Source organism: Nitrososphaera sp. (assembly GCF_050748925.1).
Lineage (GTDB): Archaea > Thermoproteota > Nitrososphaeria > Nitrososphaerales > Nitrososphaeraceae > Nitrososphaera.
In genome coordinates, this window is record NZ_JBOGQF010000044.1 from 1 (window position 1) to 13,186 (window position 13,186).

Sequence of the window (13,186 nt, forward strand, 5' to 3'; positions counted from 1 at the left end):
TCGAGATAGTACACGAGGTCCGGCGTGACTGCAAAGCTGAACAGGTTGTGCGACCAGCGCCTGCTTATGCCCCTGACGGCCTCCCTTGCCATCATCGTGTAGATGTACCGGTCGGCAAGCACGATGTAGCCGGCCCGCAACGCCGGTATTATCTTGTTTTCAAGCTGGTCCGCAAAGTCGGCGGCATAAAACAGGCTGAGGGTGCGCCTGCCGGCAAAGTTGCGCTTGGCCTCCAGGATGCCCTCGCTTATCAGCTCTGACCTCTTTAGCCCCGTGCTGAGCACCGCGTGCCCCTCTGCCTCAAGCCTGGCTGTAATCAGTCCGATCTGCGTCGACCTGCCGGAGGCGTCCGGACCTTCAATCACGATGAGCCGGCCCTTTACCTCCTCGCCCTGCACCGACGGTATGCCGTGGCCGTAGAACTGGAACGTCCTTGGCTGCCTTTTCAAACCGTGACCTCCTTTGCAAGCCCCCTGAACCTGGGCAGCATCTCCATCACCGTCCTGCGCACGGCCTTTTGCTGCTCCTCGATGTCCGTCGTGCCGTCCACGACCACGAAATTCCCCGGCCCTATCATCGACTCGTACTGCTCGACGACCCTGCCCTGGAATATGCGGTAGCTCTCGTACGGGTCGTTGCTGAGGTTCATGTCCATGCCGGCCTCGTAATATTTCAATTTCGGCCGGCCCTTTACTATCCTGTCAAACGCGACGTCAACCGGCACCTTGAAGTAGAACGAGATGTCGGGCCTGACCGCAAAGTCGTACATGTTGCGCACCCACCTTGGGTGGCAGCCCCTCACCACGTCGCGGGCAAACGCCGTATAGACATAGCGGTCCGCAAGCACGACATAGCCGGCGTGCAACAATGGAAAGATGTGCCGCTCGTACCTGTCCGCAAAGTCTGTCGCGTGGAGCAGGCTGAACGTCGTGGGCGTCAGCAACCCCTTCTTTTTGCCCTTGGACGTTATCTCCTTAACAGTCTCTGACGAGTTCCACGCAGTGAAAAAGACCGGCACGCCCAGGTGCTTCAGCCACTTTTCAAGCAGCCTTATCTGCGTGGACTTGCCCGAGCCGTCGACTCCCTCTACTATAATCAACTTGCCTTTTATCTGGCCTGTTTTCATACTATCACCCTGGCTTCCTGCTGCCTGCCGCTTGCAACCTGGCAGGCGACGGAGACGTTGAACGCGTCCTCGAAATTTTTCAGCGCGCTTGCAAGGAGCACCGACGGCAAAAACTGCCTGCCAGAAACGAGCTTTATGCTCACCTGCTTGCCGCTGGCCGACAGGCGCACCGTCGCCCTCGATTTCTCTATTATCGCCGACAGCGCGAGGCACGCCGATATCTTTTTCACCGATTTCATGTTCTGCGGCTCCAGTATCGACCTGTACCTGGAAAAGAGCATGCCGGCGACCTTGTCTTTGCGGCTGTGCACTATGGCAAGGGCCAGTATCAGCTGCTCGCGGTGGGTGAGAAAGGCGTTGTCCTCGTCCATCATCAGGTGAAAGAGGTTGCTATAGTTGGTGATGGCAGGCCTGCCTGCCATCACTTTTATCGCGTGCGTCAGGATCGCCTTTTCCTTTTCGCGCAAGAGCCCTGCTGCTACAAGCGGCTTGACGAGCGTGAACGTGTACTGCGGCAACATTTCCTTCTGGCATGAGAACGCGACATAAGCCCGGGCCTTTTCGTTGTTGATGCCGCCGGAATAGTAGGTCTTGGGGTCGCGGGCAAATACAGACAGGATCCCTTCGCGCAGGCCCCTGGCGCTGACGGTGACATCGTCAAAGCCCAGCTTGTCCATGAGGGCCGAGATGACTGCCGAGCCGGCGACGATGGTCTCTGCCCTGTTGGCGCCGACAGCTTCCACCTTTGACAGCTCGCCGGCGTCCATCCTGTGCAGGTCCTTTGCCATCAACGACACTGAATCGCGGCTCATCCGGTAGTTGTGCACCTTGTCCAGCTCGTAACCCGTCAATTCCTGGTCGCGCCTTGCAAGGGCGCGCAGCACGCCCCCTACGCCGACAAGCATTGTGTCGACTGAAAGCCCGAGCTCTTTTTTGTCCGGCAGCGCGTCCAGCACGTGCTCTCGCAGCCTGTCGTACGCTTTTTTGGAAAAGGTGCCGCCGTCGCCAAACATCTGCGACAGCCGCAGCGCGCCCAGCGGGTACGACTTGACCTTCTTTATCGTGTAATTTTCCGTGTAAACTAATTCCAGGCTGCCGCCGCCGATGTCGAAAAAGAGCGCCGTCGGGATGCAGGTCGCCTGCAGCGCGCCCACGTACGAGTAGAACGCCTCTTCCTGCCCCGACAGGACGCGGAATTGAAAGCCTGTCTGCGCGTGCACCTGCTTTAAAAAGTCCTCTCTGTTGCCGGCGTCCCTGACCGCGCTGGTCGCCACGGAAAGGACGTGCTTGACCGAGTCAAAGTTGATGACGTCGCGGAACAGCTTTAGCGCCTCGATGGTGCGCTGCACCGGCTCCCGGCCCAAATAGCCGGTCCTGTGCAGGCCCTCGCCCAGCCTCACTTTTGCCGCTTCCTGCTGGTACGCCTTGAACGAGCCGTCCTTTTTGACATCATAGCTTACCATCTTTACTGAATTGAACCCGAGGTCGACGACTGAAACCCTCATCTGGCCATCCTCTTCATGTGCTTGGGCGCAAGGAGCCACCGCAACTCCCCCTTGACCTTTGGCTGGAAAGACGTCACCGCCACTTTGGCAAGGCCGGCCTTTTTCAAAATGACGCGCCCGCCTACCGGGCTGCCAAATACCAGCTCGCCGACCACCGTGCTCAGGTAAGGCTCGTGGCCGACTACCATCACCGACGTTTCCGGCTTGAACTGCGCCAGCCTTTTGTACAGGTCTGCGCGCCTGCCCTCCGGCTTTAACTCGTCCCACTCTTCAAGCGAGCCCTTTTTCACCTTGAGCGCCTTTGCCACCAGCTGGGCGGTCTGGCGCGCCCGCTCTAGCGGGCTTGACGCCATGAAATCAAGTTTCAAGCCGAGCGCCGACAGCGCTTGCGCGATTTCCTGGACTTCCTCCTCGCCGGCGGCCGTGAGCGCCCTTTTAGAGTCGCTGCCGCCCGCAGGCACCCGCTTGCCGGCCTCCCCGTGCCTCAGGATGTAAAGCTGCACCATGAAAAGGATGGACCCGTGGTTTATCAAATTATCTGGGGCAAAAAGGTTGCCAGAATGAATCACGTAGGCCGGCGCATGGCATATAGAAGCTAGGCCCTTGAAAACGAAATCTCGACGCCAGACGCAGGAGAAATTTTCAGCCGGTATCCCTCGTCTCTGGCCAGCGGTATGAGCGACACGCCCTTTGCGCACATGGGGCACGACACTTCTCCTTCATGCAGGATTGTCGCGCTCCAAAAGCACGAGCCGCAGAGCGCAAAGTTGCGCCTGCCTGCGTTACGCTGCACGACATCGATTGCCTGCATGCTCTTCTTTCCCGGAAACAGGCTCTTAATCGTAGCCGACAGTGAGCACATAGCGCGCCCCGCGCTATATTGAAAAACTGCTTTACCTTATTCTATATTGGATAGCCTTTTGTCTCTTGTGAGGCAAACAGGGTACAAGTTGAGGTTGAACGGTCGAGCCCTATTCTTACCATCCCCCGCCGTCCAGGCTCACGGGCGATAACCGCCAACCTTGGCTTGACTTTTTTTAAATTGCCTGCCGGCAGCATCGATCTCGAATTTGCAGGCGCGCAAGCGATAGTTATTAAAGAGCAGTCATCTTTTTCATCATATGCGCTACGTTGTAGCGGCTTTCCTGGCTGCAATTTTGATAATCCCCATTGCCCTGCCGGCCAGCGCGCAGGACCAGATCATCAACGGCGCAGGCGCAACATTCCCCTTCCCGCTGATCGACACGTGGCGCGTCGAGTACAAGGACATCAAGCCCGAATTCGACCTGAACTACCAGTCAATCGGCAGCGGAGGAGGCATCAAGCAGTTTACCGAAAAGACGGTGGACTTTGGCGCCACCGACGCGCCGCTGTCCAAAAAAGAGGAAGCCGCCCTCTCCTCGCCGGCCGTCCACATACCGGAAACAATCGGCTCGGTGGTGGCCGCGTACAACGTGCCGGGCGTGGGCAAGGGGCTAAAACTCACCGGCCCCATCCTTGCCGACATTTACCTTGGCAAGATAACAAGGTGGAACGATCCTGACATAAAGGCGATAAACCCCGGCGTAAACCTGCCAAGCCGGCCCATAGCAGTGGTGCACAGGTCAGACGGCTCCGGCACCACGTTCGTCTGGACGAGCTACCTTGCCTCTGCAAGCCCTGAATGGGCAGAGCAGGTGGGCGCAGGCAAGTCGGTCCAGTGGCCTGCCAGCAGGGGCGTGCGCGGCAACGAAGGCGTCTCTGCCACCGTCAAGCAGACGCCAAATTCCATGGGCTACATAGAGCTCTCGTTCGCCCTGACAGTCGGGATGACGTTTGCAGACATCCAGAACCGGGAGGGCAAGTTCGTGACGCCCTCGCTCAAGTCGACGAGCGCCGCGGTGACCGCGGCTGCCGAAAACCTGCCGGCTGGGGACGGGTCGTGGACAGGCATTTCGCTGCTGGACGCGCCGGGGGCCGGCTCGTACCCCATTGCCAGCTTCTCCTACCTCCTGCTGTACAAGGAGATGAGCACGTCCATCAACAGCGCTGCAAGCGCCCGCTCGCTTGCCGAGTTTATCGCGTGGGCCGTCGGCCCCGAAGGCCAAAAATACGCAGAGCGGCTCTACTACGTCCCACTGCCAGATTCTGTCGCCGAGCTTAACATGGAAACGCTTTCGTCGCTGACGTACCAAGGCGAGGTCATACTGCCGTCGGACAAGTTTTCAGCATCGGCCGAGTTTGGCGGCCACGCGTACACCGTGGCCGGCCGGAGCGAGACTGCAAGGGCCGTGTCGGCATCCATCAACGACGCCGAGTCGGTCGAGGTGGCCTTTGAAGGGCAGGGCGAGGTAGAGCTGACGCTGCCAAAGGCCATGATAGACGGAATAACGTCAATAACCGCCGGCGGAGACGAGATCGAATTCGAGCAGGCCGACGCTGGCACGGCCACCACCGTCAGGTTCACGGTGCCGCAGGACGCCACTATAGAGATAACGGGCGCAAGGGTAGTGCCCGAGTTTGGCGCGCTGGCGGCTGTTGCGCTGGCGGCGTCGCTGGGAATTGCAGCTCTCGCGCGCTCCCGGCTCTATAGTTCACGTGCCGCCCCATAGCCGCATGTGGAGCATGTAAAGCATATGCGCTAACCATTAATCCGCACCGGCATTTCTCATACGCATGCACAGCATTTCTGCAAGCATGACTGTAGCAGTCCTCGCCGGCATGCTGCTGGCATCTTTACCAACAACGCTGTTGCCGGCGGCCTTTGCACAAAAATCGGTGGCCGTCAACGGCGCAGGCGCAACATTCCCCTTCCCGCTGATCGACACGTGGCGCATTGAATACAAGAAGGTGAACCCGTCAGTCAGCCTCAACTACCAGTCAATCGGCAGCGGAGGAGGCATCAAGCAGTTTACCGAAAAGACGGTGGACTTTGGCGCCACCGACGCGCCGCTGTCCAAGGCCCAGCGCGACGCACTTGCCGGCCCGGCCGTCCACATGCCGGAAACAATCGGCTCGGTGGTGGCCGCGTACAACGTCCCCGGCATCGGCCAGAAGGGAATGAAACTCTCCGGCCCGGTGCTCGCCGACATTTACCTTGGCAAGATAAAGATGTGGAACGATCAGGCCATCGTGGCGCTGAACCCGGACCTCCCGCTCCCTAGCAAGCCCATCCTGGTGGTGGAAAGGTCCGACGGCTCCGGCACCACGTTCGTCTGGACCAGCTTTCTTTCGTCGGTGAGCCCTGAATGGAAGGAAAAGGTCGGCAAGGGCACGGCAGTGCAGTGGCCGACTGGAAGGGGCGCGCCCGGCAACGAGGGCGTAGCGACCGCGGTCAACGGCGCCAAGTTCTCCATAGGCTACGTAGAGCTTTCGTACGCCCTGACGACTGGCATGGACTATGCCTACATACAGAACCAGGCAGGCAACTTTATCGAGCCGACGCTTGAATCGACAAGGGCGGCAGTCACAGCGGCCGCAGGCGCGCTGCCGGCAGGCGAGGAGTTATGGGAGGCCGTGTCCCTCGTGAACGCGGCAGGCGCAGACTCGTACCCCATTGCCAGCTTCTCCTACCTCCTGCTGTACAAGGAGATGAGCACCAGCCCCAAGATCGACAGCCCGGAAAAGGCCAAGGCGATTGTTGACCTCGTCGCGTGGGCAATAAGCCCTGCAGGGCAGGAGCACGCCAAGAAACTGTCCTACGTCCCGCTGCCAGACTCCGTAGTCGCGTTGAACCAAAAGACGCTCGCTTCTCTGACGTACCAGGGCAAGGCGCTCTACAATGCGCCGGGTTCCGCGACGACTCCTGCCAGCACGGCCCCTGCCGAAGAGGAATCGCCGGCAGCCGATCTCAAGGTGACGGCATCGGGCAAAAAGACCAGCAAGCTGGCAAACGTAAAGGTCAAGAGCGCCGCGGGCGCCGACATCCACAGCTTTACAGTCCAGCTGTCTGCTGATGCAAAGTCGGCCAGGGCTCCGGCCGGCTGGACATCAGAATTTGACGAAGGCGCCGTCACCTTTACGACCGAGACAAAGCCCATCAAGGCCGGCAAGACCGTCACGTTCCGCGTGACTGGCACCTCAGCCATAGCAGGCTTTGACTGGTCGGCAATGGACGGCGACGGCAACCTGCTTGCCGACGGCACGGTAACAAGGCGCTAAGCTCAGGCGGGGCCCGCCTCCTTTTTTTCTATATAGTCTATTGCTTTTCCGTTGACAATCATAAAATATCATCCAATCTCACTGTGTGCAATGACTGCCGAGTCCCGAAGGGAGCGCAAAGAGTTCCTCTCGTCATTCTTTCAGGGGAAAAAGCGCAGGGGCGACAGCATATTCCGGTGGGTCGTGCTGGGCGCCGCCGGCTATACCGTCTTTATGCTCATCCTGGTCGCCTACTCTGTCGTGCAGGGTTCGATGCCGGTCCTTTCGCTGGAAGGGCTCGAGTTTTTCACCGGCACCGACTGGAACCCCGTGGAAGGCCGCGAATCGTACGGCGCGCTGCCGTACGTCGTCGGCACGCTTGTCAGCTCGGCCATCGCGATGGCCATCGGCGTCCCCATAAGCCTCGGCATTGCCGTTTTCATTTCAGAGATCGCGCCTGCAAGGATAGGCACGCCCATCGGCTTTGTCGTCGAAATCCTGGCCGCAGTCCCGAGCATCGTCTACGGCCTGTGGGCGCTCTTTGTGTTCCGGTTCTTTGTCCTCGATTTTCTTGAATACCCGCTGTATGACACGCTCGGCGCGACCATCCCGTTCTTTGGCATCGCGCCTTTCGGCCTTGACGTCTTTACGGCAGGCATCGTCCTTGCCATCATGATAATCCCCATAATATCGTCGATATCGCGCGAGGTGCTGAAAGCGGTCCCCAACACCCAGAGGGAGGCCGCCTACAGCCTCGGCGCCACGCGCTGGGAGACCGTCAGGCACTTTATCTTTCCTTATGCCAAGGCCGGCATACTCGGCGCGGCGTTTCTGGGCCTCGGCAGGGCCGTCGGCGAAACCCTGCTGGTGACGATGGTAATCGGCAACACGGTGGGGCTTGCCGCAATCCCGGAAGGCCTGTTTAGCCCCAGCCAAACATTGTCAAGCATCATCGCCAACGAGTTTAACGAGGCAGTCACCGAGTTCCACAGCTCGGCCCTCATCGCGCTCGGCGCCACGCTCTTTATGCTCACGATGGCCATCAACATCGGCGCGCGGCTGCTCGTGTCAAGGATGGTCAAGGTGGCCCCGGGGGCGAGGGAATGACGGCGCGCCAGGACCGCATAAAGCTTATTCAGGACGCCGTGGTCAGGAGCAGCGCCCGGCGCAAGCTGATGGACAAGGCCTTTACCGGCGCCACCATCGCGTGCATCGCGCTTGCCATGATACCGCTCGGCAGCATCCTGTTTGAGGTGATAAAGAACGGCTCCGGCGCCATCACGGCGGAATTTTTGACGCAGCCGCAGGGCTCCATCCTCGCAGGCGACGGCGGCATCGGGCCGGCCATCCAGGGCACGCTCATCGTAGTCGCGCTGGCGTCGGCGATAGGCGTGCCGGTGGGCGTGCTTGCCGGCATCTACCTTTCCGAATACGCTGCCGGCGGCAGGTTTGCCTCTTCGGTGAGGTTCTTTAACAACGTCATGACCGGCCTGCCTTCGATAGTGATAGGCATCGTGGGCTATATCGCGCTCGTGCTCACGGTCGGCTCGTTCAACATCATGGCCGGCGCCGTCGCGCTCTCGATAATCATGATACCCATCGTGGTGGGCGTAACGGAGGAGACGCTAAAGCTTGTGCCAAACTCTGTCAGGGAAGCCGGGCACTCGCTTGGCATACCAAAGTGGAAGGTGACGATGTTCATCACGCTGATGGCCGCCAAGAGCGGTGTGCTGACGGGCATCACCCTTTCGATAGCGAGGATCACCGGCGAGACCGCGCCCCTCATCATGACCATCCTGGGCACGAGCCTGTTCTTCCAGGGCTTTACCGGCCCCGTCGACGCGCTCCCGCTCCGGATCTGGCGGCTGGCGTCGCTGCCGTACGAGCATGCCCAGTCATTTGGGTGGGGCGCGGCCCTGATACTGATAGTCATCGTGCTGGCCCTCAGCATGGCCCTCAGGTTCGTGGTGCTGAGGCGCAGCGGGGGCAGGGCTCCGGCCCTAAAGCTGTAAGGCGTCTACGATACCTATGGGGACTATATAGACAATTATTAATTAGCTGAAGAAAGATTTATCGCGCATGACCAGCGAGGAGGAGTACGCCCACGCAGCTGATTATAATAGCGCCCCGTTATCCCCTCCCAAGCCCGGCTTCAAGGTTTCAGTCCAGCACCTCAACTCGTGGTTCTTTGAGAAAAAGGCGCTCAAGGACATCAACCTTGACGTCAGGGACAACACCGTCACGGCGCTCATCGGGCCGTCCGGCTGCGGCAAGACGACACTCATCAGGTCATTGAACCGCATGAACGAGATGACCCTCGGTGCCAGGGTGGAAGGCAAGGTCTACCTTGACGGCACCGACATTTACGCCCGGGGCACCGACCCCGTCCTCATCAAGAGGCGCATCGGCATGGTATTCCAAAAGCCAAACCCGTTCCCCACGATGACCATCTATGACAACGTGGCGGCAGGATTGAAATTAAACGGCATCAAGGACAAAAAGCTGCTGAACGAGATAGTCGAGGAGAGCCTAAAGGGCGCCGCCCTCTGGGACGAGGTAAAGAGCGAGCTGGGCAAGCCCGGGATAAGCCTCTCCGGCGGCCAGCAGCAGAGGCTCTGCATAGCCCGCGCCCTTGCGATGCAGCCAGAGGTGCTCCTGATGGACGAGCCGACCTCGGCGCTCGACCCCATCGCGTCGTCAAAGATCGAGGAGCTGATACACGAACTAAAGCGCGACCTCACGATAATCATCGTCACCCACAACATGCAGCAGGCAGCCCGCGTCTCTGACTACACCGCTTTCATGTACCTGGGCGAGCTCATAGAGTACGCCAACACAAAGCAGATCTTTGAGAATCCTGACAAGGAACTGACAGAGCGCTACATCTCTGGCAAGTTCGGATAGAAAGGCAGAAAAGCTCCCCCATTGGTAAGCCAGCATGACCCGACTGCTTGACTACGGCCTGGACCGCGTTTCAAACCTCATAATGGACATGGCCGAGCTCTCTGTGCGCTCTGTCGACAGGTCGATAGAGCTGTACGCCGGCGCCGTCGGCGACAAGTCGCAGGTATTCGAGTGGTCCGAGCAGCTGCGCGTTCTGCAGGACGAGGTGACCGAGCTTGCAGTCGAATTGATAGCGCGCTACCAGCCGGTGGCGACCGACCTGCGCTTCATCAGGTCGTGCATCGAGATATCGTACGGCTTTTCCCGGTTTGGCCGGTACGCTTACGACATCGTCGACATCATGGGGTTCATGGGCTCCATCTCTCACTGCGACAAGAGCGCGGTGCTAGAGATGTCCGGCACGGCGAGAAAGATGATCCACCTGAGCGTCCAGGCCCTCCGGTCAAGGGACAAGGAGGCGGCAGAAAAGCTGTACCAGATGGACGACACGGTCGACGCGCTGTACAGAAAATACCTGCGCGAGGCGATATCCCCGGACAACAAGAAAGGCTCAAACGACGTGGTAAAGGACCCCCGCTGCTACATCTCGAGCCTTCTGATACTGCGCTACCTGGAGCGCATCGCCGACCACGCGTGCTACATCGGCGACGCGGTGCACTACATCGTTACGGGCGTTTCGAGCCCTCGCCGCTGACCATATAGATCACGTGGCGCCCCATAGTCTATTCTCGCAAAGGGTTTATCCACAGCTTTTCTAGGCACTCTCATGAAGGCAGCGACGACGACAACAGCAAGGCAGGAAGCGGCGCTAGGGGACCACAGGGAAGTGCGCAAGGTGCAGTTCACCGGCAGGTCCACCTATGTGCTGTCGCTGCCAAAAAGGTGGATAGAGGAGATGCGGCTGCGAGCCGGCGATCAGGTGACGCTGGTCCGGGAGGCTGACAACTCGCTCTCGATAGTGCCGATGAGCACCGGGCCGGCCGACTCGCTGTCAGAGGCCACCGCGGTGATAATGCCGGCCGAGAGCGCAAGCACGCTAAGGAGAAAAGTCGTGTCGATGTACCTCGCCGGCTACAACATCATCCATTTGAAATTAAAGGCCGGCAGGATAAATCCTGCGCTGCGCGACGCCGTGAGGGAAGTCGTGAGGCGCAACCTCGTGGGCACCGAGATGATAGCCGACGCCTCAGACGTCATCACGCTCCAGGTGCTGCTGTCGCTGCCAGAATTATCAGTCAATACAGCCATCCGCAGGGTGTACCTCATCGCGTCTTCGATGCACAAGGACGCCATGCTTGCGCTCTCTGAGCTCAACGCAGAGCTGGCGAGGGAAGTCATAAAATCAGACGACGAGGTCGACCGGTTCAGCCTCTACGTGCTCCGCAACCTGGTGATGGCGACGCAGAACGGCCGGGTATTGAGGGAAATGGGGCTGAAAAATCCCTCAGACTGCCTGAGCTACCGGGCCGCGGTAAAGAGCATCGAGCGCGTTGCCGACCACTCGTGCGGCATCGCAGAGGCAGCCGTCCGGCTCAAAGAAAAGCTGCCAAAGGAAACGCTGGCCAAGATAGAAAAGATGAGCTACCTTGCGCTTGCCGTGCTGGGCGACTCTGTCGAGGCGCTCCTGCGCAGGGACTACCAGCTGGCCGACAGGACGGTGGACGCCGTAGAGGACGTGCACGCGCTGGAGCAGGAGGCCCTGGCCTCCATGGAAAAGGACAGGACTCGCGATCTGGCAAGCGTCAAGCTGGTGCTCGAAGACATCCGCAGGACGGCAGAATACGCAAGTGACATCGCCGAAGCCGCGCTCAATGAAACAATAGACGAAGTGATTGAAAAGGGCGCGGCAAAGAGCAAGCAGTAACATTCTTCTGTACTCTGACACGAATGTATTTTTTAGAAGCAGCTGGCGCTTGTCCAACTGTGCAGGCGAGAATACTGATAGTGGACGACGAGGAGGACATCACGTCGATATTAAAGGCGGGTCTTGAGCAGGCCGGCTTTGAAGTCAGGACAGAGAACGAGCCTCTCCAGGTCCTGAAGGATTTCAAGCCGGGCATGTACGACATGGTGCTGCTCGACGTGCGGATGCCCGACATTGACGGCTTTACCCTGTATGAAAAGATGCGCGAAATTGACCGCCGGATAAGGGTGTGCTTTCTCACCGCGTTTGACGTCGCCTACCTCGACCTGTTCAAGGAAAAGTTCCCCTTCCTGCCAGACAAGTGCTACATCAAAAAGCCGGTGACGGTGCGCAACCTGGTGCAGATGATAAAGGCAGAGCTGAACATCGTCGCCTTTTGACCTACCTCTCGTAATAAGCCCAGCTTACCTTGCCCCGCTTGCCCGAAGCGCCGTCCGGCTTTTTCATTATGAACAGGTACTTGAAGCCGCGCAGGTAAAAGTTGAACCGGAGCGCCCTGTTGTGCCACACGCCGGTGTTGGAGCTCTGGCCCCTGCGCGCGACGCAGACAATGTCGACGGTGTCAAACTGCCGGGCAAGCCTCTCATAAACCAGCAGGCCGACCGGCGTGAACTTTTTCTTGACCCACTGGTCGCCGATGAGCCACCCTATCGTTTTACCAGGCTTTAGCACGCGGTAGCACTCGGCCATCACCTTTTCCAGCTCGCCGTAAAACTCGTCCGTTTCAGCCGAGATCCTGCCGATGTTGGCCGGCTGGTCGTTGTAGTCAATGTTGTCGCCGTACGGCGAGTCGATGAACACCATGTCGACACTTTCGTCTGGTAATGGAATTTTGCGCGCGTCGTTTTGCACTATCTCTGGCCTCGTGGGGTTGACGTCAAACGCCTTGCACCTCCTTCCCTCCTCGACGCACACGTCAAGCGTCGTGCCGCTGCCGGCCATGGGGTCCAGCACAAGGTCGCCGGGCTCTGTATAGCGCTTTACCATGTTGTATATCACAAACGCCGGGGTCACGCCGGCGTACTTGTTGCTGCCCTTTGGCTTTTTGCCATAGCTCTGCCGCGGATAGTCCCACAGCGTCGTCGATTCCAGCCGGGGCTTTTCGTCGTCGCTTTTCTGAAAAGCGGCAAGCCTGGTCGCCGGGTCTTTCAGATATGCCGCAAGCATGCCTGCAGCGCCCGGCACGAGCGTGTCGCGCCAGCCAAGGCCCATCTGGGCAAGGATCTTTTTTGCGTTCTCTGCCGTGTATACCGGGCCGTTTTTTGCCACCCTGACCTGGTACGGGTATCGCCCTTTCCACGCTTCTGCGTCAATGTCTTTTTTGCCGTCCGAGCCGGCGCTAAACGCCCCATGCAGCACGTCGGTGTCAAGGTTCAGGAGGAAGAGCGCGTCGCCCTTTTTTATCTTCAAGACGCTTTCGCCGTACAGCCTGCCGGTGGCAAACAGCATCCGGTCAAAACATTCCTTTTCAGTCTTGCTGGTGCATGCAAAAATGTGCCCCTGCCTTCCAGCCATCTGGAAAGATGCTCATGCGAGCAGATTTAACAGTATCGCCCATCGCCAAACTTTTTACGCCACTGCGCACATAGCAATGGCATGACCCTGTGC

The 13,186-nt window shown here is 59.1% G+C and carries 14 protein-coding genes; 8 read left to right on the top strand and 6 right to left on the bottom strand.

The window, feature by feature from the left end; genetic code table 11:
- The 5 genes from ACREAY_RS05265 to ACREAY_RS05285 all read right to left on the bottom strand — a co-directional run.
- Positions 1 to 449, bottom strand: a 449-nt coding sequence (locus tag ACREAY_RS05265; protein ID WP_431754714.1) for a dTMP kinase, incomplete at its 3' end; no start/stop codon positions are given.
- On the bottom strand, positions 446 to 1,126 hold the full coding sequence (gene tmk / locus ACREAY_RS05270) for a dTMP kinase (RefSeq protein WP_431754715.1): 681 nt from the start codon (positions 1,124 to 1,126) through the stop codon (positions 446 to 448). The genes ACREAY_RS05265 and tmk, both read right to left, overlap by 4 nt.
- On the bottom strand, positions 1,123 to 2,631 hold the full coding sequence (locus tag ACREAY_RS05275; RefSeq protein WP_431754716.1) for a hypothetical protein: 1,509 nt from the start codon (positions 2,629 to 2,631) through the stop codon (positions 1,123 to 1,125). Before ACREAY_RS05275 ends, tmk begins: the two co-directional genes overlap by 4 nt.
- A complete protein-coding gene (sixA, locus tag ACREAY_RS05280; RefSeq protein ID WP_431754717.1) occupies positions 2,628 to 3,134 on the bottom strand; it encodes a phosphohistidine phosphatase SixA in 507 nt (168 codons plus the stop codon). Before sixA ends, ACREAY_RS05275 begins: the two co-directional genes overlap by 4 nt.
- A gap of 92 nt (positions 3,135 to 3,226) precedes the next feature.
- Positions 3,227 to 3,442, bottom strand: a complete 216-nt coding sequence (locus ACREAY_RS05285; protein WP_431754718.1) for a hypothetical protein — start codon at positions 3,440 to 3,442, stop codon at positions 3,227 to 3,229.
- A gap of 310 nt (positions 3,443 to 3,752) precedes the next feature.
- On the opposite strand from ACREAY_RS05285, the gene pstS (ACREAY_RS05290) reads away from it, so the two are divergent.
- From pstS (ACREAY_RS05290) to ACREAY_RS05325, 8 genes are all read left to right on the top strand, one after another.
- Positions 3,753 to 5,222, top strand: coding sequence for a phosphate ABC transporter substrate-binding protein PstS (gene pstS / locus ACREAY_RS05290; protein ID WP_431754719.1), 1,470 nt, complete (start codon positions 3,753 to 3,755; stop codon positions 5,220 to 5,222).
- 64 nt (positions 5,223 to 5,286) lie between these two features.
- Positions 5,287 to 6,771 carry a phosphate ABC transporter substrate-binding protein PstS gene (pstS, locus tag ACREAY_RS05295; RefSeq protein WP_431754720.1) on the top strand — a complete coding sequence of 495 codons (1,485 nt, stop codon included), beginning with the start codon at positions 5,287 to 5,289 and terminating at the stop codon, positions 6,769 to 6,771.
- Positions 6,772 to 6,861: 90 nt separating this feature from the next.
- Positions 6,862 to 7,857, top strand: a complete 996-nt coding sequence (gene pstC, locus ACREAY_RS05300; RefSeq protein ID WP_431754721.1) for a phosphate ABC transporter permease subunit PstC — start codon at positions 6,862 to 6,864, stop codon at positions 7,855 to 7,857.
- On the top strand, positions 7,854 to 8,762 hold the full coding sequence (gene pstA / locus ACREAY_RS05305; RefSeq protein ID WP_431754722.1) for a phosphate ABC transporter permease PstA: 909 nt from the start codon (positions 7,854 to 7,856) through the stop codon (positions 8,760 to 8,762). Before pstC ends, pstA begins: the two co-directional genes overlap by 4 nt.
- A 67-nt stretch (positions 8,763 to 8,829) precedes the next feature.
- Positions 8,830 to 9,654 (top strand): phosphate ABC transporter ATP-binding protein PstB, encoded by an 825-nt coding sequence (gene pstB / locus ACREAY_RS05310; protein ID WP_431754723.1) that lies wholly within the window; start codon positions 8,830 to 8,832, stop codon positions 9,652 to 9,654.
- Between the two features lie 34 nt (positions 9,655 to 9,688).
- On the top strand, positions 9,689 to 10,348 hold the full coding sequence (locus tag ACREAY_RS05315; RefSeq protein ID WP_431754724.1) for a phosphate signaling complex PhoU family protein: 660 nt from the start codon (positions 9,689 to 9,691) through the stop codon (positions 10,346 to 10,348).
- A gap of 72 nt (positions 10,349 to 10,420) precedes the next feature.
- Entirely contained in the window at positions 10,421 to 11,518 is a 1,098-nt protein-coding gene (locus ACREAY_RS05320; protein ID WP_431754725.1) for a PhoU domain-containing protein, read from the top strand.
- Positions 11,519 to 11,577: 59 nt separating this feature from the next.
- A complete protein-coding gene (locus ACREAY_RS05325) occupies positions 11,578 to 11,958 on the top strand; it encodes a response regulator transcription factor (protein WP_431754726.1) in 381 nt (126 codons plus the stop codon).
- A gap of 1 nt (position 11,959) precedes the next feature.
- Here the strand turns inward: ACREAY_RS05325 and ACREAY_RS05330 are convergent, their stop codons facing one another.
- Positions 11,960 to 13,093 (bottom strand): DNA methyltransferase, encoded by a 1,134-nt coding sequence (locus ACREAY_RS05330; protein WP_431754727.1) that lies wholly within the window; start codon positions 13,091 to 13,093, stop codon positions 11,960 to 11,962.
- Positions 13,094 to 13,186: the final 93 nt, after the last annotated feature.